Source organism: Leclercia sp. AS011, from assembly GCF_037152535.1.
Taxonomy (GTDB): Bacteria; Pseudomonadota; Gammaproteobacteria; order Enterobacterales; family Enterobacteriaceae; genus Enterobacter.
This window is the reverse complement of record NZ_JBBCMA010000001.1, coordinates 1638277-1661578: the sequence shown is the minus strand read 5'-3', so window position 1 is coordinate 1661578 and position 23302 is coordinate 1638277. Positions and strand designations below refer to the sequence as shown.

The window sequence follows — 23302 nt, the reverse complement described above, 5'->3', positions numbered from 1 at the left end:
GTTATGACCACACCTAACCCGCTGGCACCGACGAAAGGTGCCGGCACTACGCTCTGGATTTACACCGGAAGCGGCGATCCCTACGCCAGTCCCCTTTCGGATGTTAACTGGCTGCGTCTGGCAAAGATCAAGGATCTGCAGCCAGGCGAACTCACCGCCGAGTCAGAGGACGACACCTATATCGATGACGACAACGCCGACTGGGCTTCATCCATGCAGGGTCAGAAATCAGCAGGCGACACGAGTTTTACTCTGGCATGGCTGCCGGGTGAAAGCGGTCAGCAGGACCTGGTGAACTGGTTCGATGACGGCACGGTTAAAGGATACAAAATCAAGTACCCGAATGGCGCCGTCGATGTCTTTAAAGGCTGGGTGAGCAGCCTTGGAAAGACCGTTTCGGCTAAAGAAGTTATGACCCGAACGGCAAAGATCACCAATAACGGCAAACCCTCACTGGCAGAAGACAGCGGTACTGCGGTAATTGGCGTGACGGGTATCAGCCTGGATAAATCCACTGCAGCGGTTGCTGTCGGTGCGACCACGCAACTGGCAGTGACAGTTCTGCCAGCCAGCGCTTCAGATACTTCCTTCCGCGTGGCGACGTCTGATCCGTCGAAAGCAACAGTGACGGTCAGTGGTTCAACGGTGACCGTCACCGGCGTGGCGGCGGGCACCGTTGAAATTATTGTCATGACCAATAGCGGTAACTTTGCGGCAATCTGCAAGGTGACCGTTTCCTGAATCCCGGGGCGTGAGCCCCGTACTCCGGAGTAAATATGTTTCTTAAAACTGAACTGCTCGAGCATAACGGCAGCAGCGTGACGCTGTACCAGCTGTCCGCGCTGCAGCGCATTGAACACCTTGAGTACCTGAAAAAGCTGGAAGCGGTTGAAGAAGGTGATTTCCAGACCGCTATCACTCTCACCGTGAAAAATGGTGCTTACCTGGTGGCGTTGTCGCTCTGGCATGGTCATGCGCTGAAAGGTACGCTTCCTGAGGGCGCGCCAGCGGAAGTATCGAAAATTCAGGATGAAGTCCTGCAGACCTGGCCGACGGAGCTTATTGCAGAGGCGGATTTTAAGGTGAAACGCCTCTCCGGCATGATTGAGCCGCAGTCAGAGAGCCCGGAGGGAGAGATTAGCGATCCTGCGGAATCCGTAACTGCGGAAAAGCCCTCGCCAGTGAGCTGACGTTCGTCCTGAAACTGGCGCGTGAGTTCAGTCGCCCTGACTGGCGCGCCATGCTTGCTGGCATGTCCTCTACGGAGTATGGCGACTGGAAAATCTTCTACCAGGATAACTTCTTTCATGATGCGCAGCTGGACGCCCACTTCTCCGGCCTGCTCTACACCATTTCAACCCTGTTTTTTGCCGATCCGGAGCTGACGCCTGCCAGCTTCAGCATTCTTTCACCTGCATCTGAATCCATTGAGGTAGCAGAGACGGACGACGATGCGCTGATGGCGAAGGCGGAAGGTATTTCTGGAGGTATACGCTATGGCCCAGACGGCAGTCGGTGATCTGGTCGTTAATCTTGACGTCAACTCGACGAAATTTAACGAGCAGATCAACTACGTCAAAAAAGAATTCAGGAAAACGGGGGACGCGGCGAACGATTCAGCTTTGCGGATCCAGCAGTCATTCAGCCGCCAGGAGAGCGCTGCCCGCAAGGCAGGCATCTCTGTCGGTCAGTATACCGCGGCGATGCGCATGCTCCCGGCGCAGTTTACTGATGTGGCAACGCAGCTGGCAGGTGGCCAGAACCCCTGGCTTATTTTGCTCCAGCAGGGTGGACAGGTAAAAGATTCCTTTGGCGGTGTTATTCCAACGTTTCGTGCGCTGTTGGGTTCTATCTCGCCAGTTATGCTTGGTATTGGTGCACTTTCGTCCGCGACGGGGGCGCTGTTGTATACCTGGTATGCCGGCTCGTCCACACTCTCCGATTTCAACAAAACACTGGTCCTCTCCGGTAACGCTTCAGGGCTGACTGCCGATCGGATGCTCACGCTGGCGCGAAGCGGCCAGTCCGCCGGACTTACGTTTAATCAGACGAGCAAGGCACTGACGGAGCTGATCAACGCCGGAGTGCGTGCCGGTGCCCATTTTGATGACATGAGTCAGGCCGTGGCCCGCTTCACCGAAGCATCGGGTGTACCAGTCGATAAGGTTGCCGCTGCGTATGGCAAGCTGACAACTGACCCGACATCCGGGCTCATTGCAATGGCCCAGCAATTTCACAACGTCACCGCCGAGCAAATCGCACATGTTGCCCAGTTGCAGCGTGCCGGTAATGAAGCCGGGGCACTTAAGGCGGCAAACGACGCGGCCACCGCCGGATTCAACGATCAGACCAAATCCATTCGCGACAATATGGGGTCGATTGAAACTGCTGCCGATACGCTGAAACGCGCGTTTAAGTCGATGTGGGATGCGGCGCTTGATGTCGGTCGGCCTGATACCGCGCAGGAAATGGTGACAAAAGCAGAAGCCGCTTTCAAAAAGGCCGATGAAATCTGGAACCTGCGAAAGGATGACCGTTATGTAAATGATGAAGCACGTGCGCGGTTCTGGAATGACCGCGAAACGGCCAGGCTGACGCTGGACATGGCGCAGCAACAGGCGGGGATTTCCAAAGCGAATGAGGCGAATGCCTCCCGCGAAGCGGTAGCGGAATCTGATCGTCAGAAATATGCAGCACAGGCGCAGTCTAATTACGCTAAAACGCAGTCAGCGCTGGAGAAATACACTTCACGACAGAATGAGCTGAATAAGGCTCTGAAAGATGGGCGGATCCTGCAGGCGGATTACAACATCAACATGGCGGCGGCCAAAAAGGAATATGAGGACTCCCTGAAAAAACCGACGAAAGGCAGGACGCCTGGAGGCGCTAAGCTCACCGACAGTACCAGTGCGCAGACACTGGAGTTGCAGACGCAGCTTGAGGTTTTGCGTCAGCACAGTGATATCAATGACATGATCAGCCAGCAGCGCCAGCAGTTGTGGAAAGAACAGGCCAGATTTACGGTCCTTGAGCAGGCAGCCAGAACCAGGGCGCTGACCGAAGATGAAAAGTCCCTGCTCGCCAGCAAGGATAAGGTGCTCGCTCAGGCTGAAATCAATGCAAAACTGGGTGACCAGATCGTCACGCAGGAGCGCCTCAACCGTCTGCAGGATACATCGCAAAAATACGTTACCCAGATGGGTGAGAAAACCCGGGCGCTGGCGGAAAGCGCGGGGATGAGTAGTCGTGCTGCACAGCGCCGTAATGAAGAGGCTCAGATACTACAGAGCTGGAAAAATGGCGGCGGATCTGAAAAAGATCAGGGCTACCAGAAAGAGCTTCAGGCGCTACAGGGATATTATCAGGAACAGGATAAAATGCGCGGTGACTGGATGTCTGGTGGGAAATCCGCCTGGGCTGATTACGCCGATTCTGCGGGTGACGCGTACGGCCAGATGAAAAATGTAGCCGCCAGCACCTTTGACGGAATGACGCAAAACCTTGCGGACATGCTTACCACCGGTAAAGCAAAGTGGAGTGACTTCACCCGCTCAACGCTTTCGATGCTGGCGCAAATCGCCCTTAAACAGGCGGGAGTGGGGATCGTGGGCGCTGTCAGTTCGGCTATCGGATTTGCCGGGGGTGGCTATACCGGATCGGGCGGTAAATATGAACCTGCGGGGGTGGTTCATCGCGGGGAGTTCGTTTTTACCAAAGAGGCGACCAGCCGGATCGGGGTGGGGAATCTGTACAGCATGATGCGCGGTTACGCGTCCGGCGGACTGGTGGGTGGCGGCAATATGCCCGCTGCGGCCATGCGGGGGATCAGCGTTTATGCACCGGTCAGTGTCAGTCAGCAGGGGGGTGGCGAATCCAGCCAGGCGGACACCATTGGAACGGCGCGGCAGCTTCAGGGCATTGTTCAGCAGACCATCACTGACCGGCTTAAAAAGGAACTGGGGCCGGGTGGTGTACTTTACCCAAGGAGGTAGCGGTGACAGACACATTCAGCTGGGGCACCCGTAAAACTGCCCGTGGAACGGAAAGCGCCCGTACGCTTCAGTCCCAGTTTGGCGACGGGTATAAACAGATCGCCGGGATGGGGATCAATGACAAGTCCGAAGTCTGGGAACTTGACTGGACGGGCACGCGAAGCGAGGCCTCAGTGCTGCGTGCGTTCCTTATGTCGCACATTACAAAATCGTTCTGGTGGACGAACCCCTGGGGGGAGAAGAAGCTCTATCGGATGAAGGCTGATTCCTTCAGTGTTTCGTTCCCCTCCGGAAAAAAAGCGACAGTAGTGTTCACGTTCGAGCAGTCCTTTGCTCCCTGATTATCTTCAAATCCAGAATGACTTACCGCCTCCGGGCGGTTTTTTTATGGGGTGAATATGAGTTTCACGCAGGATATTCAGCAGCTGGAACCGGGCCAGCTAGTACAGCTGATTGAAATAGACGGCACCGAATTTGGCATGGATACCATTTTGCGCTTCCATGCCCACAATATTGCTTCTGCAGGCTGGTCTGCATTCGCAGCTGACAACCTGCCTGCCATTATCTGGCAGGGTCAGCAGTATGACCCTTACCCTTACGAGCTGAAAGGCCTGGAGCTGTCCAGTACCGGGGCACAGCCCACACCCACGCTTTCCGTGTCGAACGTCGGCAACTACGTGACTGCGCTTTGCCTCGAGTTCGACGACCTGGCGAGGGCGAAGGTGAAGATCCACACCACGCTGGCGAAGTATCTGGACGCGGCCAACTGGACGGCCGGCAACCCGAACGCCAGCCCGGCGGACGAGCGCGTGCAGCTTTTTTACGTCAACGCCAAAACCGCTGAAACGCGGGTGCAGGTCGACTTTGAACTGTGCTCACCCTTTGACATCCAGAACCTGCAGCTGCCCACCCGGCAGATCACGCCGGTCTGCACCTGGTGCACGCGCGGCTGGTACCGCACCGGCACCGGATGTGACTACAACGGGAACCGCTATTTTCTCAAGGATGGCACCCCCACGGATAACCCGGCGCTGGATATGTGCGGCGGCCAGATGCAGGACTGCGAAGCGCGGTTCGGGACGGGTAACCCGCTGCCGTTCGGCGGCTTCCCGGCGGCAAACCTTCAGGGTAAATAACCATGCGAAAAAAACTGATGGAAGCGATCCGCGCCCACGTCGCCGCGGAATATCCGAACGAGGCTTGCGGCGTGGTGGTGCAGGCCGGGCGGGCGCAGCAGTACATCCCGTGCCGCAATATTTCAGTAACGCCCACTGAGGCCTTCACGATCTCGCCAGAGGATAAGCTGGCAGCGTCGGAGCAGGGAGAAATCATTATGGTTATCCACTCCCACCCGGACGTGGTGCAGCTTATGCCGTCCGAAATGGACAGGGTGCAGTGCGACTGGTCCGGAGTAGAGTGGGGCATCATGAGCTGGCCGGATGGTGATTTCTGCACGCTGGCCCCACGCGAAGACCGGGACTACGCCGGGCGGCGCTGGGTGCTGGGCTTTGCTGACTGCTGGTCGCTGATCCGTGAGTGGTTCCAGCGTGAACACGGCATTACCCTGGGCGATTACTCGGTACCGTACGAGTGGTGGGAGCAGGGAGAAAATCGCTACGACGATAACTGGGAGGCAGAAGGCTTTATCCAGGTGGACCCGGCTGATATGCGTCCCGGCGATATGATCATGATGCGTATACAGGCGCCGGTAACCAACCACGCGGCTGTTTACCTTGGTCATCACGAGCACCAGGACAATATCATGCTGCACCATAATTTCGGCAACCTTTCTGCCCGGGTGCCGTATGGCAAGTATTTCCGTGACCGCACCGTTCGTGTGGTCCGGCACAGGGAGCTGATGAATGCTGAAGACACTCATTCTTGAAGGCCGCATGGCGAAAAAGTTCGGGCGCGAACACCAATTTCAGGTTCAGGATCTGCGCGAGATGCTGCGCGCCATGTGCAGCCAGGTTCCCGGCTTTAAACGCTACCTGTCAGAAGGACATATGAAGGGGATCCGTTTCGCTTTCTTCAATGGCAAACACAACATCGGGCTCGACGAGTTCGACATGACCCGCGGCGGTGCGGTGTACCGGATTTCAGCCATTACTGAAGGCTCAAAGCGCGGAGGTGTACTGCAGATCGTTATCGGGGCGGTGGCTCTCGTTGCCGCGTATTTTACCGCGGGTGCTTCGCTGACGGCGATAGGTCTGAGTACAGCTGCCGCAACTGCGACAACAACGGCCCTGACTGGACTCGGCCTGTCGATGATGCTGGGGGGTGTTGTTCAGCTGCTGACACCCCAGCCGAAATACAACGTCGGTGCCTCGTCCAGCACGGACAACAAACCCAACTACGCCTTTGGCGCGCCGGTGAACACCGTGGCTGTGGGTTATCCGGTGCCTGTGTTTTTTGGTGAGCGCGAGATCGGCGGGGCAGTTATCAGCGCGGGGATCTTCTCCAGCGACCAGCAGTGAAATTTATTGTCAGCTACAGGTCACCTGCGGGTGGCTTTTTTTATGGGTGAAATATGCGACTTCTCGAAGATGAAACCCTTATTCAGGGACGTAAAGGCGGTGGCGCTAAACAGCGCACTTCTGTTGAGGATCCGGATGACCTGCTGTCGACAGCAAAATTAAAAATGTTGCTGGCGATCGCTGAAGGTGAAATCCAGGGTGAGCTGACGGCACAGAACATCTTCCTAAACGACACCCCGCTGGCGAACGCCGACGGCAGCTACAACTTCACCGGCGTGAAGTGGGATTTTCGCCTGGGCACTCAGGATCAGGACTACATTCAGGGATTGCCTGAGGTCGACAACGAAATGTCGGCAAACGTGACAGTGACCACCACCGCGCCGTGGACACGCCAGTTCTCTAACCTGATGCTGGATGCCGTGCGTATTAAGCTGAGCCTGCCCGTACAGTACACCTATAAAGACAACGGCGATATGGTCGGGACGGTCACGGAGTACGCCGTCGATCTCTCGACTGATGGTGCTGCCTGGCAGACGGTGGTTAACGGCAAATTCGACGGAAAGACAACCACGGAATACCAGCGCGACATTCGTATTGACCTGCCAGCGGCCACTACCGGCTGGGCTGTGCGGGTGCGTCGCATCACGCCTGATTCCGTGGGTAACTCAAAACTGATAAACGCCTTCAAGGTGTTCTCGTTTGCTGAGGTGATCGACAGCAAGTTACGCTATCCCAATACGGCGCTGCTGTATATCGAGGTCGACTCCAGCCAGTTTACCAGTGGCGCGCCGAAGGTGACCTGCAGGCCGAAGGGGAAACTGGTACGCGTGCCGGACTCCTACGATCCGGTTACGCGCACCTACAGCGGCACCTGGTCGGGTGGCTTCAAAATGGCCTACACCAACAACCCGGCCTGGGTATTTTACGATCTGGTGCTGGATGAGATTTACGGCATGGGTACCCGCATCGATGCTGCCATGATCGATAAGTGGGAGTTGTACGCCATTGCGCAGTACTGCGATCAGAAGGTGTCGAACGGGGCTGGTGGGACCGAGCCGCGCTTCACCTGCAATGTCTACATCCAGAGCCAGCAGGACGCCTACACCGTTCTCAGCGATTTAGCGGCGATATTCAGGGGGATTACCTTCTGGGGCAATGACCAGATTTATGTGCGCGCGGATGTGCCGCAGGATGAGGTTGATTTTACCTACCATGCCTCGAACGTGATCGACGGGTTGTTTACCTACGGCGGCGGCAGCTACAAAAACCGCTACTCGTCTGCTCTGGTGTCCTGGTCTGATCCTCAGAACCATTACAGCGATACTGTTGAGAGTGTCTACGATTCCGACCTGGTGAAGCGGTACAAGGTCAACCAGATGTCGATGACGGCGATTGGCTGCACATCCCAGAGTGAGGCGCACCGCCGGGGCCGCTGGGCACTGCTGTCTAATGCGCGCGACGGAACGGTGTCATTTGGCGTGGGGCTGGACGGTTATATTCCCCTGCCTGCGGAAATTATCGGTATCGCGGACCCGTTCCGCGCCGGCAGGCAGAACGGCGGACGCATCCGGGCGGTAAACGGGCGGAACGTTACGCTTGATCGTCCCGCTGATTACGCTGCTGGCGATCGCCTGGTGGTCAACCTGCCGGACGGCAAGGCGCAGACGCGGACAATCGCGTCCATCAGCGCGGATAAACAGACGGTGACGGTCACCACCCCCTTCAGGCTGCCGCCTGAATCCGGCGCAGTGTGGGCCATCGACAGCGACAACCTGGCTATCCAGTATTTTCGTGTGACATCCATCCGGGCGAACGACGACAGCAACGGTGGTTTCACGATCACCGCAGTTCAGCATGACCCGAATAAATACCGCTATATCGATGACGGTGTGCGCATTACCCCGGCACCGGTCACCGTCACGCCGGTAAGCGTTCTTCCGGCACCGAAAAACATCACCCTCACCGAAACCGACCACATAGAGCAGGGACTTACCGTTGCCACCATGAATGCTTCTTGGGATCGGGTGGATGGTGCTATCCGGTACCAGGCGCAATGGCGCAAGGATAATGGCGACTGGATAAACGTTCCGGTGAGCAGCGCCCAGGGATTTACGGTGCAGGGGATTTACACCGGGAGTTATGACGTGCGGGTGCGAGCGCTGAACGCTCAGGATTCAAGCTCGCCGTGGGGTTATGCTGACACCACCTATCTTACGGGCAAAAACGGCAGGCCTGGAACGCCGCAGGCACTGGCCGCCACGGATGATGTCGTCTGGGCTATCGATATTACCTGGGCTTTCCCGGATGGCTCAGGTGATACGGCATACACCGAGATTCAGCGCGCCACCACTGAAGACAAGGCTAACCCGCAATTACTGGCTCTGGTGCCGTTTCCGGCCACGCATTACCAGCATGGCCCGATGCGGGCGGGCGTCAGTCAGTGGTACCGTGCGCGCCTGGTGGATCGTATCGGCAACACCGGCGACTGGACGGAGTGGGCGGCAGGCCAGTCCAGCTCGAAAGCCGGTGATTATCTCGACATGATCGGCGACACGCTTGAACAGACTGATGGCTATAAAAACCTCGTTTCGGACATTGCCGATCTGGATGAAGATATCCAGTCTGCGCGCGACGACATCACCGCAGTAACGACAGAGTCGGCGGCGACTAAAGCGGGCCTGGCGAAGGAGGTCACGGACCGTAAGAAAGCCATCACCGACGAGGCAACGGCGCGGGGGCAGGCGCTGCTGACCGAGAAGAACGAGCGCGTCGCGGATATCAGCAACGTCAACCAGACAATTCAGACCACCTCTGACTCGCTGGCGCAGCAGATTGCGCAGATTTCAGCAGGCACCGGCTCCCAGTTCGACCCGGTGAAAATATGGTACTTCGATTCGACGGTAGAAGGCTGGACCGGGAACGGGACTCCCATAATCGTTGACGGGTGGATCCGCCCGGCGAACCACGCCACCGATCCGTGGGTGGCATCACCGGGATCACTGGCTATCAACTCCTCGTCCTATCGCTTCGTTAAACTCCGCATCAGGAAAGTCGGTGCGCCGGGCTGGACGGGGCAGCTGCGGTGGCGTGGCACTGGTGGTTTCAACGACACCAACATGATCACCGTCGCCGAGCCTGCCTATGACGCCAACGGTATTGCTACGGTGGAGTTCGACAACATCCCCTGGCTGACCGAAGCCACGATGAATCAGTTCAGACTGGACCTGTCCACCAAACAGGACGCGACGAACTACTACCTGATTGACTGGGTAGCGGTCGGGCGGCCAACACCGGGGGCCGGGATGGCGGCGCTGCAGCAGGAAACGACAGCCCGTGTTACTGGCGATCAGGCGGAAGCCACGGCGCGCGAGACGCTGGCGACGCAGATCCGGGGCGGCTATACCGGTGACGATCCGTCAAAACTGGCATCGGGTCTGCTGTACACCGAACGACAGGCCCGCATCACGGCGCAGGAAGCGGAGGTGACGGAGCGGAAGAAGCTGGAATCGACCGTAAACGATAACCATGCAGCCGTTACTCAGGAACTCGCAACGCTGACGACTGAGCAGGAAGCCCAGGCCACCACGCTTTCGGGCCTGCAGGTGACTGTCGGCAAAAACACCGCCGATATCACGACGGTCACTAAAGCCGTTGCTGACAATAACAAGGCGCAGACCACCGCCCTGGCTGCGGTTAAGGCCACGACCGACCAGAACACAGCGGACATCAGCACGGAAACCACAGCCCGTACGGATGGTGACAGCGCGCTGGGACGCCGTATCGACAGCCTCAAGGTTGAGGTGGACGGTAACACGGCCAGCCGGGATGCCGGTATTGTCGGCAACGTCACCAATGCGCTTGCCAACTTCACCGCATTCTCGGATCAGCGCGTGACGTTTGCCGTTGGCGAAACGAAAACGATGGCCGAGATCACCGATGTCCGGAAGACCTCTGCGGATGCCACAAGTGCCGTGGCGGAGCAGGTCACTACGCTTAAGGCCACGGTAGAGCAAAACGGCCAGACCAATGCTGCAGCCATTACGCGCATTGATAAAGCCGTTACGGATCTGGAGAGCGCCACGGCGACCAGCATTCAGCAGGTCACGGCAGCTATTGGTGATACTAACTCCGCAGTTCAGACAACCAGCCAGGCTGTTGCTGATATCAACGGTAAGCTGAGCGCGCAGTGGGGCGTTAAAGTCCAGGTGGAGGCGAACGGCGTTAAACGCATCGCGGGTATCCAACTGGGCATTGACGGTGCGGGGGCCTCAAACTTCCTGATTTCTGCCGATACGTTCGCGGTTTATAACCCGACGACGAACGGTCAGGAGCTGGTGTTTGCTTCGACTGGCGGCCAGATGTTCATGCGTTCGGTGTTCATCCAGGACGGTTCTATCGACAACGGCAAGATCGGCAATTACATCCAGTCCAGCAACTGGGACGGGACCGGCAATGTCGGCTGGCATATCAATAAATCCGGGTATGCCACGTTCAACGGCGTGACCGTTCGCGGGACGATCTATGCCACTGACGGGAGTTTTAAAGGCAGAGTTGAGGCGACCAGCGGGAGCTTCAGGGGCACGGTTGAAGCGACATCTTTCATTGGAGACGTAGCTAACACAGGGGTGTTCCCCGACTCCAGCAACCGGTCGAATAATGCTGTTTCAACCAGTGTTGCTATGTCGTATACCGACTCCAGCAATAGCGTGTTGAATAAAAACGCCGTCGTAGAGTCATTGGTATATGTGCGAGGACTTACAGGTGCGGTTGCGTCCACCATTCAGGTAACTATCGCGGGTAACGTCCGCACGTTTACTTATGACGTGCCTGTAGGTGGGCTATGGTTCACCGCGCGGCACGCGGTGACCGGGATGGGTGGGCAGCGTATTGATGCCAGCATTGTCGTTTCTTCCAGTAATGCAACAGTGGCAATTTATGCACCAACTATCACTGTGACCCGCGGAACCGGCTCCTTCTCCTGAACCCCATAACCTCAGACCATCCAACCCAGCTCCGGCTGGGTTTTTCATTTTAAGGACATCACGAATGGCCACTATTGATGACGATTTGGCGAAAGCCGTTACAGAAGGTTTTCGCCAGGCGCAAACTGATATCGCCAACCAGGACCTGATCCTGGCGGGTACTGGCGATGTTACCGTAACCCTCGCAGACGGTTCGAAAAAAACGGGGCCAAGCTGGTCTAAGCTGATCACCGCTGCGAACGCGGCAGGGACCAGCGCCGCGGCAGCTGCGACGTCTGCGACAAACGCTAAAACCTCTGAGACGAACGCGAACTCGTCCAAAACTGCTGCGGCAACGTCTGCGACAAATGCCAAAACCTCAGAGACCAACTCCAAGACCTCTGAAACCAACGCCAAAACGTCTGAGACGAACGCAAAGACCTCAGAAACCAACGCCAAAACCAGCGAAAATAACGCAGCAGCATCATTAGCCGCCGCGCAGCTGCTGACTTCCGTCCCTTATGAAGAGGCACCATACCCTGATGTGTGGCTGCCTCTAAATGACAGCCTGAAACTTGATGCAGGTTTTGCACCATATGACACGCTGACTATTTCAGGGAAGGTGCTGGAGCTACCAACAAAGTCAGCAGCTTTTACCCGGTCGACGACGGCGACGTATATTGATAAATCTGGTGTTCTCCAGACCGCCGCTATTAATGAACCACGCTTTGAGCGAGAGGGTTTATTGATGGAGGGGGCTTCTGTTAATTATATTTTAAACAGCAACGATCCGACTAAATGGAGTAACAACGGGACAATTGATAAATTAACCATCACGGATGGTTCAACGCAAGCCGTGACATGCCAGGGGACAATCAACACGGCAACAGGTTCTGCCCAGCTACACGCAAGTTCAAATATCTCTGTTGCAATTGGTGATGCAGTGACTTTATCCGCCAGGGCTAAGTCTTCCTTAGGTAGGCTTCGTCTTAGATTCACCCTCGACGGTACTCAAGTGGCTGAAGCTTACTTCGACGGTATAACCGGGGCGGCTCTGACTTCATCTGGAGGGGTTACTTATACGACTACACCCGGCGGGGATGGGTACAGTTATATCAGTGTCACTTTTACTGCAACAGCTGCTGGTAACGTATCAGGAAGCTTCTGGTTTAGCAGTACATCCGGAAACCTGGCTGTAGGGTCTGTCGTTTACTATCAGACAATTCAATGTGAAAAGAATCCAATCGCAACCAGCTATATTCCAACCGGTTCAGCAGCCACTACGAGAACCGTTGATACCCTTGACCTTCAGGCATCCGGTAACGTTGGTTACAGGCTTTCCGGGGACTTAATCAACCGGGTGGTTGCATTTGAACTTTCAGTTAACAGATACGTACAACCGACAGTAGGTTATGCAGATATTGTCACATGCCCTGGAGCAAGGAACGATATCATCACTCGCTTAACCGCTTCGATGATGTATTCGTACCGTGGATCCAGTGGTGCCGGAAATTCGGTTGCTTATCCATTTAGCCAAAAGATTTTCGCTTTATCACAGGATGTAACAGACACCATTACTGCTTATTTTAACGGAAACAGTAATGCTAAAACGCAGGGGCCAACCGTGGCGACAGGAGCGGCAACGTCACTAAGGATTCAAAGTAACTCCTACGTTATTTATCACATCCGTAACTTCCGTATATGGCATCGCCTGTTGACTCCCAATCAAATTAAAGGACTCCGCTGATGAGAGATTTATATTTGCGCGTCACCGACGACTCGCTGGTCCTGGCATCGTTAGACGCCTTCACAGTATTCCCTGACAGCCCGTACCGGGTGTGGGCATAAGGAGCACAACATGGCAAACAGAACAGATACAATCAGCCTGGCCGCTGCGGACATCGCCGGACTGAAATCAGCTGCGCAGCGTGATGTCGGGACGACGTCTGGTAATGTAATGGAGGTTGGCGCGTTTGGTCTGGGAACTACAGTTCTCCAGGCCATAAACCAGGAGCAGCGCCTGGGATTCGGTACTTACCTATCTAAAATGAAGCTTGGCGGCATTGATGATAACGCATCGGTATTGCTCGTCCCCTTTGATGCAAACACAGTTTATCAGGTTGTCATTCCCACCATTGTTGCAACCGCGCCGAGAATGTACTTGCGTATACTTTCTTCTGATGCTGGCACGAACGGGAAACTGTGCGAAGTTTACACCACCACGAACACGACCAAAGCGGCAGACGGCACGCTGAAAGGCGCATCGCCTATAGTGCAGATCTTCCATGATGGCACCGCACAGACCAATGACGAATCAGAGGGGTGTGTCGTAGCGCGCCTGGGTATTGGTGAGTATCTGGTGAGCGGCTGCATGGGCCTGAACGCCGATGCTGAGTGGGGTGGTATAGATGGCGGCTTTGACATCCCGAAAGACCGCAACAGACAGCCGCTGGTATGGCTTGACTATGAAGTGAATGCTGACGGTTCTGTACTGGTGAAAACCTACCATCGCACTCACCCGGGAGCCCCGACCTTCGCCCGCAACGAACGCGAAGGTTTTATCGAGGGAGACCCGATTGATATTCCTGCCGATCAGTTCGTTTCTGTGCGTGTTGAGATGCCTGCTGACAGTATCTATAACAAAAAGCTGGAAGAGGCGGCGCGTATTCAGGCCGAACGTGATGAGGCCAAAAGGCTGGAAGAAGAGGAGGCGGCGCGCGCGAAAGCCGAGCAAGACAAGCTGGAGGCTGAAGCAATAGCGGAACAGGAAAGACTAAGAGCAGAAGCGGAGGCTGCAGCCCATTCTGACGAACAGCCGGATGTTCAGCAGTAATTATCAATAGGCAAGCCTATCTTGATCTGCACTCACATTAAAATTACTGTATATAAAAACAGCATAAAGGAGTGCGCATCATGCCCCGCCGTTCCGACATTCACGCCGCATTTGTGGCCGCAATACAGCTTAACCCCAAGGGCTACCGGTGCTTGCGCACTGAAGACTTTATCCGCGAGTTGGCAAAGGTCCATTGGCATTTCAGCCGGGCCGACGCCAACGAGTGGATACAGCGCTACCAGCCAGACTTCACGGATAAGACAACTGACGGAACCGACAATCACTACTGGATCCTGCGCAACATGGGGATGGTTCATTGATGGGCTTCGTATCTCCGGCAACCGATTATGTCGAGCAGCGTTTATCCCCGGCGAGTATCTGCACTACGAACGAAAGCCGCATCCTGGAAACTTCGTCAGGTTTTGCTGTTGTCGAACCGGTTAGCCGACTGGTACAGGGGCAGGTGCTGCTGATCCTCAGCGCTGGAAGGACGCAGTTCGCAATTTTCAGAGGTAAGGCGTTAATCACTGATGACGGCGAGGCGATCGAGGGGACAGCGGCGGAAGAGGTCGAAGTTATGGGCAGGGTGACGTACTTTATCAACAGTGTCGATGGTGATGGTGATAATTGCCCGGTGTAAGAAGCGGTGCGTAGTAAGGGGGATCAGATGATCCTCCCTAAGGAGTTTAATGTCCGCTATGAGCAAGGAGCGGACTGTCGCCAGTAAAACAGTTTTATCTTTTCGTTGCTTCGATTCCTTAATGCGACAAAAACCGATAATGTCATCATTATTATTTCAGTGTTAGCGAGGCTAGTCATGCCGTTTAATACTTTAAAAACGCATCAATTTAAGGTCCGTCTGTTTAGCGCCATCGCGGTTAGTCTGGGGTGTATTCTGTTTGGGTCCGCCATTATACTGTGGCAGACGGTCTCGAATACGCAGCAGGAAACCTGGACCCAGTTGCGGAATGCACAACAAAGGATTGACTCGTCCCTGGACAACGCCCATCAGGTGGCCCTTGCTGTAAGGGAAAGCCTTGGAAAACCCTGCAACGATATTGTGCCTCTACTCAGGACGCAGGTGGCAATCTCACCGGATGTGCGAAGCATTCTTTTGGCCCATGGCAATAACATCTATTGCTCTTCCCTCTACGGCCCGTATCAGGAACGCATCAACATTGATAATTATACGAAAGGCCAGCTCTTTCTCATGAAGGGCAACTGGGTAAAAGTGGACCAGCCGATCGTTATTTACCGTGACGTTGTTGGCAACGACAGTATAACGGTGCGAATTTATGGGTACCTGTTACTCTCCGAACTCAATAATTTAAGCACCAATACCCCCCTGAGCCTCGTTGTGGGGAAACAACGATGGCAAGCCGGGAAAACGCCCACAGATCAGTTATTCCCACTTGAAACGCCAGGTTATATGGAGCAACCATCAACGCGTTACCCGTTTCGCATCGTTACCCGCCTGTATCCCGCTGACTACATAGATAATATCTGGCGCTTCTCAAAATTCAGCCTCATTGCATGGGCTCTCCTGGGTCTGGTATCTGGTATCTGGGCGTTCAGAAAATCGGGGCGTATGCACTCGCCTGAGCAAGAATTGCGCGGGGCACTGGATCACCAGGAGTTTATTCCCTATATCCAGCCCGTAGTGTCTGGAGATCATACTCAGTTGACCGGCTGTGAAGTACTGATGCGCTGGCAGCATCCCCGGCAAGGTATGATATCACCGGATCGTTTCATCCCTATGGCGGAACACAGTGGTCTCATCATCCCTATGACACGGAATTTGATAACTCAGGTACGGGAACAGTTTGCCCCCTGTGTACAACAGTTACCAAGGAACTTCCATTTCGGTTTCAATATCTGTGCAGCGCACTTCAGGGACTTTAGCCTGGTGGAGGATTGTTGTGAGTTCATCGCAAGCTTTCGGGAAAATCCCATCAAACTGGTCCTGGAGTTAACCGAGCGTGAACTGCTCGTAGTGGATGACGTCACTCACAGACTGATTGCAGAACTGCACAAGCTCGGTGTTCTTATTGCCATTGATGACTTCGGAACCGGTAATTCCAGCCTGAGTTACCTGCAAAACCTGAGGATCGATATTCTCAAAATTGATAAGAGCTTTGTCAGCATGATTGGGACTGACGCGATCCCTGCCCATCTTGTTGATAATGTGATTGACCTTGCAACCAGGCTCGATCTTAAACTAGTGGCCGAAGGGGTGGAGAACGAAGAGCAGTCTGCCTACCTGAGAGCCCGTAAAGTGACCTACCTGCAAGGTTATTTGTATGGCAGGCCCATGCCAGTGAAGGAATTTCTCAGTCTGGTGTCGCCATGAGAGTTATGCGGCACGGTTGCAAATATCATTCAGTATCGCATTTGATAACATGGAACCTCGTTTTCTCACCGGAGAAACAGATGAATCCTTTCCATGGCCGGTATTTTCAGGGCTATTCGCTGGTACTGCAATTACAGGATCAGCTATCGTGCACTGTAGGAATGTTAGCCGAGCGTGGAGTGAATGTTGACTACACTACGATTTATCGCTTGGATCAGAGTTACGCTCCCGAAATGGAAAAGCGACTGCACGGGTACTGGCGGTGAACAAAGTACTTGTGAATTAGGTCTTTTTTTTCAATGAGAACACCCGGTTTGCGATCCAGTTTGCAACTGAGGTCTTTTTATAGTGTTCAACTAAAAATGAACACGGTATTAGAGTATTTCCACAACCGTTATAACGTCCGTTTCTGGCACTTAACAGACAAATAGTTATGAGCGAGTAAGGCACTCTTAGCCTTTAAAAGTGGTTATCAAAACTCTAAGCATTTATCGCAAAAACAAAGGGTTATAAAGCAGGTCAAGCAACCCATGAAATCTGTTTTTGTGTTATCATTCGTATGGAAATTAATGGCTTACAACGATTGCGTGGAACTACTGCTGCGTCATATGGAGTGGTTCGAAGCCGCAGACCTGATCGTTAAAGGTATGGAAGGCGCGATTAACGCCAAAACCGTAACTTACGATTTCGAACGTCTGATGGAAGGCGCTAAGCTGCTGAAATGTTCAGAGTTTGGTGACGCGATCATCGCGAATATGTAATCCGGATTTCGGGTTGTATGAGAACGGGAGCCTGATGGCTCCCGTTTTTTATTATCAGGATTTGAACGGTTAGCAAAACTAAGACAGTTTATGGACGATAAGGCTGTAACAAATTAACGTCAGGGCGTGGCTCTATTGCTCAATTCCTGATGCATGAAATCAATCAGCGCTCTGGTTTTAGCGGGTAAGTAACGCCGGTCTGAATAAATTGCAAACAATTGCAGTGGGGCTGCCGTTTGTTCAAACTCAACTTCGACTAAACGCCCATCATTAATGAAAGGCTGGCAGGCTTGTCTGGAAAGAATGGCAAAACCGACACCTGCTATTGCCGCTCTTCCTGCCATCTCTCCGCTGTTTACCCGATAATGACCTTTCACCTTAATGGTCTCGAATTCCCCTTTTTTATTGGCAAACTGCCAGGGCGCTCCTTTCAGTGCACTTACGGTGGTAATACAGGGTAATTCTTCAAACTGCTGGATATGCGTAGGCCGGCCATAACGCTGAATGACGGAGGGTGCTGCAACAATGGTGCAAGGGATTGTCGCCAGATGACGGGCTATGTAGTCGCTGTCATCCATCTGGCCACGGGTAATGATGATGGCTAAATCCAGGTCATCTCGTAGAGATTCAAATCCCGATAAATTGGTGATACAGCTGATTTCCACATCAGGGTGCTGACAGGCGAAATCGGCAATAACAGAGCCCAGCAGCGCAGGACCTATTTCGTTCGGAATGCAAATACGCAATGGGCCCTTGAGTTGCATTTGCCGCAAGGTTAATTCTGTCTCGGTTTGCTCAAGCGCCTCCAGTAAGGGTTTAGCTCGGGTATAGAGTAGATGCCCCGACTGGGTGAGTTTCATATGTCGGGTGCTGCGCTCAATAAGCTGAAGATTCAATTTTTCTTCTAGCTGAGCAATACAACGGCTCACATTTGATGTGGGCATTTCAAGGATTTTCGAGGCCTTAACAAAGCTTTCTCTTTCAACCACAGCAATGAAAACCTTGAGGGTATTAAAATCTAACGCCGGACGCATTGATTATCCCATATATGATAATAATGAGTGCCATTTTTACCATGTTATAAACACTAATGATAGCGGTTAAGCTGAGGCATCTATCATCTTCAGGTTGCTTGCTATGACATCAGTACCACAAACATTTAATGATAAAGCCCTTATGCGTTTAGCCCTGGTAATGGCTTTTATCCAGTTCACTAATGCGCTGGAATATATGGTTTTCAACCCTGTTTTTGCTTTTATGGCTGCAGATTTTGCGGTTCCCGTCTCATACGCAGGCTACGTATCCGGGATGTACACAGCTGCTGCTGTTATTTCAGGAATTATCGCCTTTTACTGGATTGAGCGTTTCAATAAGAAACGTTTTTTAATCGTTAATATGGCTTTATTAGGCCTGGTGACAGTTTTAACAACCTTCATCACCAGTTTTGGTCTTCTACTAATACTACGATTCTGTGCAGGGTTAATGGGCGGTACGACAATGGGGGTAGGCACAAGTATATTAATAAATAACGCACCGGCTAACTTACGCGGGAAAATGCTGGCGACGGTGATTGCGTCATTTTCGATGGTAAGTATTGTAGGCATGCCCACCCTGTTATTTTTGTGTACACATTATGGTTGGTATGTCGCTTTGTGGTTAATTAGTGCGCTTTGTTTGTTGGCATTGCCTCTTATTATCTACATCATCCCCCAGGCCCCAGCCTCTTCAGGTCCCGTCCGCATGCAGTCTATCAATGTGGATACGGTACTGTTCGCCTCCAGTAATGCCCTTGTGCAGTTTAGCCCAATGCTGATCGTTCCTGTTCTGGTGCCATTAATGACCCAGTGGATGAGTGCTTCACAAGACTTGTTGCCCTGGCTGTTCTTCGGCGGGGGTGTGGCGGGTTATCTGTCGACAAAAATGACCGGCGTATTAACCACGCGTGTTTCTGCTTTGATATTGGCTACAGGTTCAACTCTGGTCTTTATACTGAGTTTGTTGATACCCGCCCTCGGCTATCAGCATGCGGCTTTATTTATGACTTTATTTCTTGGGGCCTCTTACAGTCGGCTGGTTTCATCTGCGGCGGTTACGATTCAATTTCCTGATGACAGGCAACGGGCTGGGTTCGCTTCATTACAGACAGCCATTATGTATCTGATTACAACCGTCGCCTTTTTCCTGTCCTCTTATCTGTTTCCTAACCATGGCATGCGCTCACAAAATGTGAACACGTTGCTGGCAGTATGTGCAATCTCTGCCTGCGGATTCCCTGTAATCGTTATCCTTCTGCAGAAGAAACTGGCGAAACGTAGTTTGCAGTCTGGCCCTCGCTTCACTGATGAGCATAACGCTCGTTTGAGCACAGAGCGGACACTCGACCCAAAAGAACAGACAGTCTGTTTGAGAAAATTCACGCGGGCAGATGACAAATGAAGAATATGTTCTAAGATTTTCCAGAAACAAACCTGAGAACATGGAGTTTCTTATGATTATTGCTTTGTTAACAGCCTTATCCGCGCTTCTGATTGTGTCGGGGCTTATCTACGTTTTGAGGCAGTTAATGAATGCCTGGTGTGAACCGGAACATCACCAGACAGGGAATACTGTTCTGCGAACCGCATCTGAATTATCTCCACCGAATAGTTGAGGATAATCTAAACCCTGTGATCCGGTCTGCGGGTCAGACATGAACGGGAGCCTGAGCGCTCTCGTTTTTTTATGGGGATCCGGGAGGAAATTCGCCGCGCCGGTTTTTTGAACGAAGGGGATGATTGAGTAGAAGAACCCGGCGAGATGCCGGGCCTGCCCACATTAAAACCAGTTGAATTTGTCAGAAAGAAGCATCAACAACGAACTGGCACAAACAAGATTAATACAGATCACGAATCGACTAGAAACATTCATGTTATCAATACCATTATGGCTGTACTGGAATTGTGTTAATAAGCGTAATAGCAAAATCCAGAACGTCAAATCACAACATGATGGGCAAAAAAAAGCCCACGAAACGTGGGCAAGAAATACTGGAAGCAATGTGAGCAATGTCGTACTGAATACCTGAGTGTTTTGCTCAACTATTCAGTATTGAGAAAGATAATATTTCTCATTAACGATTACAACCCCAATTTTTGTGCGGAACCACCATTTCTCGCTTTTTTCTTAAATTTCCCTCGTGATGGCTATCACAAACTTGCAATTCTGAATCTTGTGCTAAGCTTTGTGTGTATTTGATTTAACGACAAAAACCATACAGAGAGGAAAGCAGTTATGGGAATCATATCCTGGATTATCTTTGGGCTTATCGCGGGTATTCTGGCTAAGTGGATCATGCCGGGCAAAGATGGCGGTGGATTCATCGTTACGGTCATACTGGGGATCATCGGTGCCGTAGTCGGCGGCTGGATCAGTACCCTCTTCGGTTTCGGCAGAGTGGATGGCTTCAACTTCGGCAGCTTTATGGTCGCCGTAATCGGTGCCCTGGTGGTGCTGTTTATCTACCGTAAAGTCAGAAGCTAAACCGACGCTTCAGACAAAAAGACCGCCCACAGTGGCGGTCTTTTTGCATTCGTTACCACCAGCCCAGTTGGCTACCGGCAACGGCCGCGATGGCGACAATCAGCATAATTATGGTTGTTTTTCTCACTTATCCCCCGGGCGCAGCGTAACCGCCGACAAAAAACCACGTTAAAAAGATGACCGCCGTGATAAAAATCACGATCGGGAACAGAATACCAAGCCGCATGCTACCACCTGTCCTGAATGCAAAAACCCGTTGAGTGTACGGGGTTAATCGATATTGAGAAAGGGCGTTTTGAATTTGCCTTTTTTCTCTCTGTACATAGCGGCATCGGCTGCCTTTAGCGCGCTGTCGGCATCGATTTTGGCAGGGTCCACCTCAATCACGCCCAGACTGGCGCCCGGATAGACCAGATGCACATCGCCCAGCCAGTACTCACCGGCAATCTGCGCGCTCAGCTGCGTTTTTACCAGGGTTAAAGGCGTTTGCTCGCCGCTCTCCCGATCCTGGCAAAGGCAGGCGACCAGAAATTCGTCCCCGCCGAGCCGGCCGACAATCTCTTCATCGCCGCGTCCGTCGTTCAGGCGTTTGCCCACCTCAATCAGAAAACGATCGCCCGCCTCATGACCAAAGCGATCGTTAATCAGCTTAAAATCATCCAGGTCAATGTAGGCAATAATGGCGTTGCGCTTCAGATGGCGTGCCAGCGAGAAGAGGGTGGTGAGATTCTCGAAGATGGCGCGGCGGTTCGGCAGGCCGGTCAGGGCATCGGTATAAGAGTATGCAATCAGGGCGGCGTTGGCTTCGCGCAACTGCCTGACCAGCGACTCTTTCTCGATGTACTGGGCGATAAGCCCGGCGAAGAGCCTGAAGACGTGCTCGCCGCGCTCGCTCAGTTGGTGTTTGCTGGAACTGGCGGCGCAGAGGGTACCGTAGAGGGAACCATCCGTCAGATGAATGGGAATGCTCATGTAGGTGGTGATGCCCAGCGCTTTTGCCGCGTCGCAATCTGCCCAGCGTTGAGGCACGTTATCACTGTAAAAGCAGTCGGAATCGATCGCGCGTTTACACAGCGTCTCGCCCCAGGGCACGCTGAGACCTTCCGGGATCTGCATCTGTTGGCTGTTTCGGGCGTACAGAATGTGCTGCAGGCGGGCATTAATATCGACTTTGGTGAGGTAGGTCGACTCCATGTCGGTGACCACTTCAAGCATTTCGAGCAGCTGACGCACCAGGCTCTCTAACGATTGCTCAGTGCTGAGCGTTTCTGAAACACGGGCAAGAATAATATCCGACATGACGCTGCTCAACTCCCCTACAGATGACCTCTGTACCTGACTGTTTTGCTGAAAGATTCGACTGCGGGTAGTAGAACACGAATTTGCAACATTTCATATATTCTGGCGAGGAACAGCAAATTCTGGCGGGTAAAAAAATCCCCGGCACGGGCCGGGGAAAAGACATCTTGATTACGGAATGATGTTCTCTGGTCAATGTGAGAACAGCGCTACTCTAGCAATGAAAGATGTCGTCATAATGAAGAAATCATGGAGAAAGGATACCACTTTCCCCCTGGTGACAGGCTCCGTTGGCTGATATACACTCTGCACTAAGAATATTCCTATGCATTCAGCAGCCAATTACGAGGAAGTATGTTTCAGTTAAATCCGGGCAGCCTGGCGATGATTATCGGTGCCCGCACGCCAGCAGGCCGTCGCAATATCGGCAAATCCGTTGAGTTATTCAGCCTCTGTCAACCGGGAGAGCGTTTCCTGAATCCGGTCAACGGGGTGATGACAGAGCTGCCGCCAGGGGCCGAGCGCGCCCTGTGGCTGGTGACCGGCGATGTGTTTTCGGTAGACAGCCAGCACGGCTTTGCGTTTATACGCCCGGAACACCTGATGCCGCTTACGCCTGAACAGGCACCGGAAATTCTCGACGCCCTGATGCTGGATTGATTTAAAGCTGGCGCAGCCAGTCGGCTAATACCAGAGCGTGATTCTGCTCCCGGTCCTTTGCACCATACAGCAGCGTCACGGTCTGCTTGTCCGCCAGACGGGCAATCCGCAGCCCCTCGTCCTGATGCTGAGCCAGCTCCTGGCGATAGGCCTCGCTAAAGCTGGCGAAGTCGATCGTTTCGCTGTGAAATGCCTTACGCAGGTCGCTGGACGGGGTCAGGGTTTTGCACCACTCGTCGCAGGCTAACGCCTCCTTTTTCATCCCCCGCGGCCAGAGCCGGTCCACCAGGATCCGGTAGCCATCCTCTTTACTGGCCTCGTCATACAGTCGTTTGCACTGGATCATCGCTTTGCTCCTTTCCCCGTCACGACAAAACGCTTCAACGCTACCACATTCCACCCACGTATTTTAAGGTGTTGTGATATCAACGAAAGATCGGTAGTCTGACG

General features: G+C 53.3%; 19 protein-coding genes and 6 pseudogenes. 20 read left to right on the top strand and 5 right to left on the bottom strand.

Annotation, left to right across the window (positions count from 1 at the left end):
- Positions 1 to 3 precede the first annotated feature (3 nt).
- From WFO70_RS07820 to WFO70_RS07740, 17 genes and pseudogenes are all read left to right on the top strand, one after another.
- The gene (locus tag WFO70_RS07820) at positions 4 to 741 is read left to right on the top strand and encodes a phage tail protein (protein WP_337015513.1); all 738 of its coding nucleotides are present in this window, start codon (positions 4 to 6) and stop codon (positions 739 to 741) included.
- Between the two features lie 35 nt (positions 742 to 776).
- Positions 777 to 1190, top strand: a complete 414-nt coding sequence (gene gpG / locus WFO70_RS07815) for a phage tail assembly chaperone G (RefSeq protein ID WP_337015512.1) — start codon at positions 777 to 779, stop codon at positions 1188 to 1190.
- Positions 1154 to 1513, top strand: a pseudogene (locus WFO70_RS07810) (phage tail assembly protein T); the annotation flags it as partial. The gene gpG and the pseudogene WFO70_RS07810, both read left to right, overlap by 37 nt.
- On the top strand, positions 1497 to 3992 hold the full coding sequence (locus tag WFO70_RS07805; protein ID WP_337015511.1) for a phage tail tape measure protein: 2496 nt from the start codon (positions 1497 to 1499) through the stop codon (positions 3990 to 3992). The pseudogene WFO70_RS07810 and the gene WFO70_RS07805, both read left to right, overlap by 17 nt.
- Before the next feature lie 2 nt (positions 3993 to 3994).
- Complete coding sequence (locus tag WFO70_RS07800; protein ID WP_320457037.1) at positions 3995 to 4333, top strand: phage tail protein; 339 nt, start codon at positions 3995 to 3997, stop codon at positions 4331 to 4333.
- A 57-nt stretch (positions 4334 to 4390) separates the two neighbouring features.
- A complete protein-coding gene (locus WFO70_RS07795; protein ID WP_320457036.1) occupies positions 4391 to 5128 on the top strand; it encodes a phage minor tail protein L in 738 nt (245 codons plus the stop codon).
- 2 nt (positions 5129 to 5130) lie between these two features.
- A complete protein-coding gene (locus WFO70_RS07790) occupies positions 5131 to 5877 on the top strand; it encodes a C40 family peptidase (RefSeq protein WP_337015510.1) in 747 nt (248 codons plus the stop codon).
- Complete coding sequence (locus WFO70_RS07785) at positions 5855 to 6469, top strand: tail assembly protein (protein ID WP_320457034.1); 615 nt, start codon at positions 5855 to 5857, stop codon at positions 6467 to 6469. Before WFO70_RS07790 ends, WFO70_RS07785 begins: the two co-directional genes overlap by 23 nt.
- A gap of 53 nt (positions 6470 to 6522) precedes the next feature.
- Positions 6523 to 8986, top strand: a pseudogene (locus WFO70_RS07780) (host specificity protein J); the annotation flags it as partial.
- A 23-nt stretch (positions 8987 to 9009) separates the two neighbouring features.
- Positions 9010 to 11451: a phage tail tip fiber protein gene (locus WFO70_RS07775; RefSeq protein ID WP_442913369.1), complete on the top strand. Its 2442-nt coding sequence runs from the start codon at positions 9010 to 9012 to the stop codon at positions 11449 to 11451.
- Positions 11452 to 11515: 64 nt separating this feature from the next.
- The gene (locus tag WFO70_RS07770) at positions 11516 to 13177 is read left to right on the top strand and encodes a phage head spike fiber domain-containing protein (RefSeq protein WP_337015508.1); all 1662 of its coding nucleotides are present in this window, start codon (positions 11516 to 11518) and stop codon (positions 13175 to 13177) included.
- A 459-nt stretch (positions 13178 to 13636) separates the two neighbouring features.
- Positions 13637 to 14089: pseudogene (locus WFO70_RS07765) on the top strand (phage tail fiber protein); the annotation flags it as partial.
- 254 nt (positions 14090 to 14343) lie between these two features.
- Entirely contained in the window at positions 14344 to 14583 is a 240-nt protein-coding gene (locus WFO70_RS07760; RefSeq protein ID WP_156263614.1) for a hypothetical protein, read from the top strand.
- Positions 14583 to 14903 carry a hypothetical protein gene (locus WFO70_RS07755; RefSeq protein ID WP_320457031.1) on the top strand — a complete coding sequence of 107 codons (321 nt, stop codon included), beginning with the start codon at positions 14583 to 14585 and terminating at the stop codon, positions 14901 to 14903. Before WFO70_RS07760 ends, WFO70_RS07755 begins: the two co-directional genes overlap by 1 nt.
- A gap of 177 nt (positions 14904 to 15080) precedes the next feature.
- The gene (locus WFO70_RS07750; protein ID WP_337015507.1) at positions 15081 to 16613 is read left to right on the top strand and encodes a cyclic diguanylate phosphodiesterase; all 1533 of its coding nucleotides are present in this window, start codon (positions 15081 to 15083) and stop codon (positions 16611 to 16613) included.
- Between the two features lie 80 nt (positions 16614 to 16693).
- Positions 16694 to 16876: pseudogene (locus tag WFO70_RS07745) on the top strand (IS6 family transposase); the annotation flags it as partial.
- Positions 16877 to 17203: 327 nt separating this feature from the next.
- A pseudogene (locus WFO70_RS07740) lies at positions 17204 to 17374 on the top strand (isocitrate/isopropylmalate family dehydrogenase); the annotation flags it as partial.
- Between the two features lie 119 nt (positions 17375 to 17493).
- Here WFO70_RS07740 and WFO70_RS07735 read toward each other — a convergent pair.
- The gene (locus WFO70_RS07735) at positions 17494 to 18408 is read right to left on the bottom strand and encodes a LysR family transcriptional regulator (protein ID WP_337015506.1); all 915 of its coding nucleotides are present in this window, start codon (positions 18406 to 18408) and stop codon (positions 17494 to 17496) included.
- A 103-nt stretch (positions 18409 to 18511) separates the two neighbouring features.
- Here WFO70_RS07735 and WFO70_RS07730 point away from each other — a divergent pair.
- Positions 18512 to 19720, top strand: a pseudogene (locus tag WFO70_RS07730) (MFS transporter); the annotation flags it as partial.
- Between the two features lie 468 nt (positions 19721 to 20188).
- Here the strand turns inward: WFO70_RS07730 and yncL are convergent.
- Positions 20189 to 20281, bottom strand: coding sequence for a stress response membrane protein YncL (yncL, locus tag WFO70_RS07725; RefSeq protein ID WP_337015505.1), 93 nt, complete (start codon positions 20279 to 20281; stop codon positions 20189 to 20191).
- 363 nt (positions 20282 to 20644) lie between these two features.
- On the opposite strand from yncL, the gene WFO70_RS07720 reads away from it, so the two are divergent.
- Positions 20645 to 20893, top strand: coding sequence for a GlsB/YeaQ/YmgE family stress response membrane protein (locus WFO70_RS07720; protein ID WP_032617669.1), 249 nt, complete (start codon positions 20645 to 20647; stop codon positions 20891 to 20893).
- A gap of 127 nt (positions 20894 to 21020) precedes the next feature.
- Here the strand turns inward: WFO70_RS07720 and WFO70_RS07715 are convergent, their stop codons facing one another.
- Together WFO70_RS07715 and WFO70_RS07710 are read right to left on the bottom strand one after the other, a co-directional pair.
- Positions 21021 to 21119 carry a YoaK family small membrane protein gene (locus WFO70_RS07715; protein WP_032617670.1) on the bottom strand — a complete coding sequence of 33 codons (99 nt, stop codon included), beginning with the start codon at positions 21117 to 21119 and terminating at the stop codon, positions 21021 to 21023.
- A gap of 44 nt (positions 21120 to 21163) precedes the next feature.
- Entirely contained in the window at positions 21164 to 22192 is a 1029-nt protein-coding gene (locus WFO70_RS07710; protein ID WP_337015504.1) for a sensor domain-containing diguanylate cyclase, read from the bottom strand.
- A gap of 354 nt (positions 22193 to 22546) precedes the next feature.
- On the opposite strand from WFO70_RS07710, the gene WFO70_RS07705 reads away from it, so the two are divergent.
- Entirely contained in the window at positions 22547 to 22852 is a 306-nt protein-coding gene (locus tag WFO70_RS07705; RefSeq protein WP_337015503.1) for a hypothetical protein, read from the top strand.
- Position 22853: 1 nt separating this feature from the next.
- Here WFO70_RS07705 and WFO70_RS07700 read toward each other — a convergent pair whose 3' ends face one another.
- Entirely contained in the window at positions 22854 to 23198 is a 345-nt protein-coding gene (locus WFO70_RS07700; protein ID WP_337015502.1) for a DUF488 domain-containing protein, read from the bottom strand.
- Positions 23199 to 23302: the final 104 nt, after the last annotated feature.

Excerpts from the sequence above, each read along its gene's own strand:
- WFO70_RS07770 (WP_337015508.1), top strand. The coding sequence starts at position 11,516 with ATGGCCACTATTGATGACGATTTGGCGAAAGCCGTTACAGAAGGTTTT.
- WFO70_RS07710 (WP_337015504.1), bottom strand. The coding sequence starts at position 22,192 with ATGTCGGATATTATTCTTGCCCGTGTTTCAGAAACGCTCAGCACTGAG.
- WFO70_RS07760 (WP_156263614.1), top strand. The coding sequence starts at position 14,344 with ATGCCCCGCCGTTCCGACATTCACGCCGCATTTGTGGCCGCAATACAG.
- gpG (WP_337015512.1), top strand. The coding sequence starts at position 777 with ATGTTTCTTAAAACTGAACTGCTCGAGCATAACGGCAGCAGCGTGACG.
- yncL (WP_337015505.1), bottom strand. The coding sequence starts at position 20,281 with ATGAATGTTTCTAGTCGATTCGTGATCTGTATTAATCTTGTTTGTGCC.
- WFO70_RS07735 (WP_337015506.1), bottom strand. The coding sequence starts at position 18,408 with ATGCGTCCGGCGTTAGATTTTAATACCCTCAAGGTTTTCATTGCTGTG.
- WFO70_RS07720 (WP_032617669.1), top strand. The coding sequence starts at position 20,645 with ATGGGAATCATATCCTGGATTATCTTTGGGCTTATCGCGGGTATTCTG.
- WFO70_RS07790 (WP_337015510.1), top strand. The coding sequence starts at position 5,131 with ATGCGAAAAAAACTGATGGAAGCGATCCGCGCCCACGTCGCCGCGGAA.
- WFO70_RS07705 (WP_337015503.1), top strand. The coding sequence starts at position 22,547 with ATGTTTCAGTTAAATCCGGGCAGCCTGGCGATGATTATCGGTGCCCGC.
- WFO70_RS07785 (WP_320457034.1), top strand. The coding sequence starts at position 5,855 with ATGCTGAAGACACTCATTCTTGAAGGCCGCATGGCGAAAAAGTTCGGG.
- WFO70_RS07700 (WP_337015502.1), bottom strand. The coding sequence starts at position 23,198 with ATGATCCAGTGCAAACGACTGTATGACGAGGCCAGTAAAGAGGATGGC.
- WFO70_RS07715 (WP_032617670.1), bottom strand. The coding sequence starts at position 21,119 with ATGCGGCTTGGTATTCTGTTCCCGATCGTGATTTTTATCACGGCGGTC.
- WFO70_RS07750 (WP_337015507.1), top strand. The coding sequence starts at position 15,081 with ATGCCGTTTAATACTTTAAAAACGCATCAATTTAAGGTCCGTCTGTTT.
- WFO70_RS07775 (WP_442913369.1), top strand. The coding sequence starts at position 9,010 with ATGATCGGCGACACGCTTGAACAGACTGATGGCTATAAAAACCTCGTT.
- WFO70_RS07820 (WP_337015513.1), top strand. The coding sequence starts at position 4 with ATGACCACACCTAACCCGCTGGCACCGACGAAAGGTGCCGGCACTACG.
- WFO70_RS07805 (WP_337015511.1), top strand. The coding sequence starts at position 1,497 with ATGGCCCAGACGGCAGTCGGTGATCTGGTCGTTAATCTTGACGTCAAC.
- WFO70_RS07795 (WP_320457036.1), top strand. The coding sequence starts at position 4,391 with ATGAGTTTCACGCAGGATATTCAGCAGCTGGAACCGGGCCAGCTAGTA.
- WFO70_RS07755 (WP_320457031.1), top strand. The coding sequence starts at position 14,583 with ATGGGCTTCGTATCTCCGGCAACCGATTATGTCGAGCAGCGTTTATCC.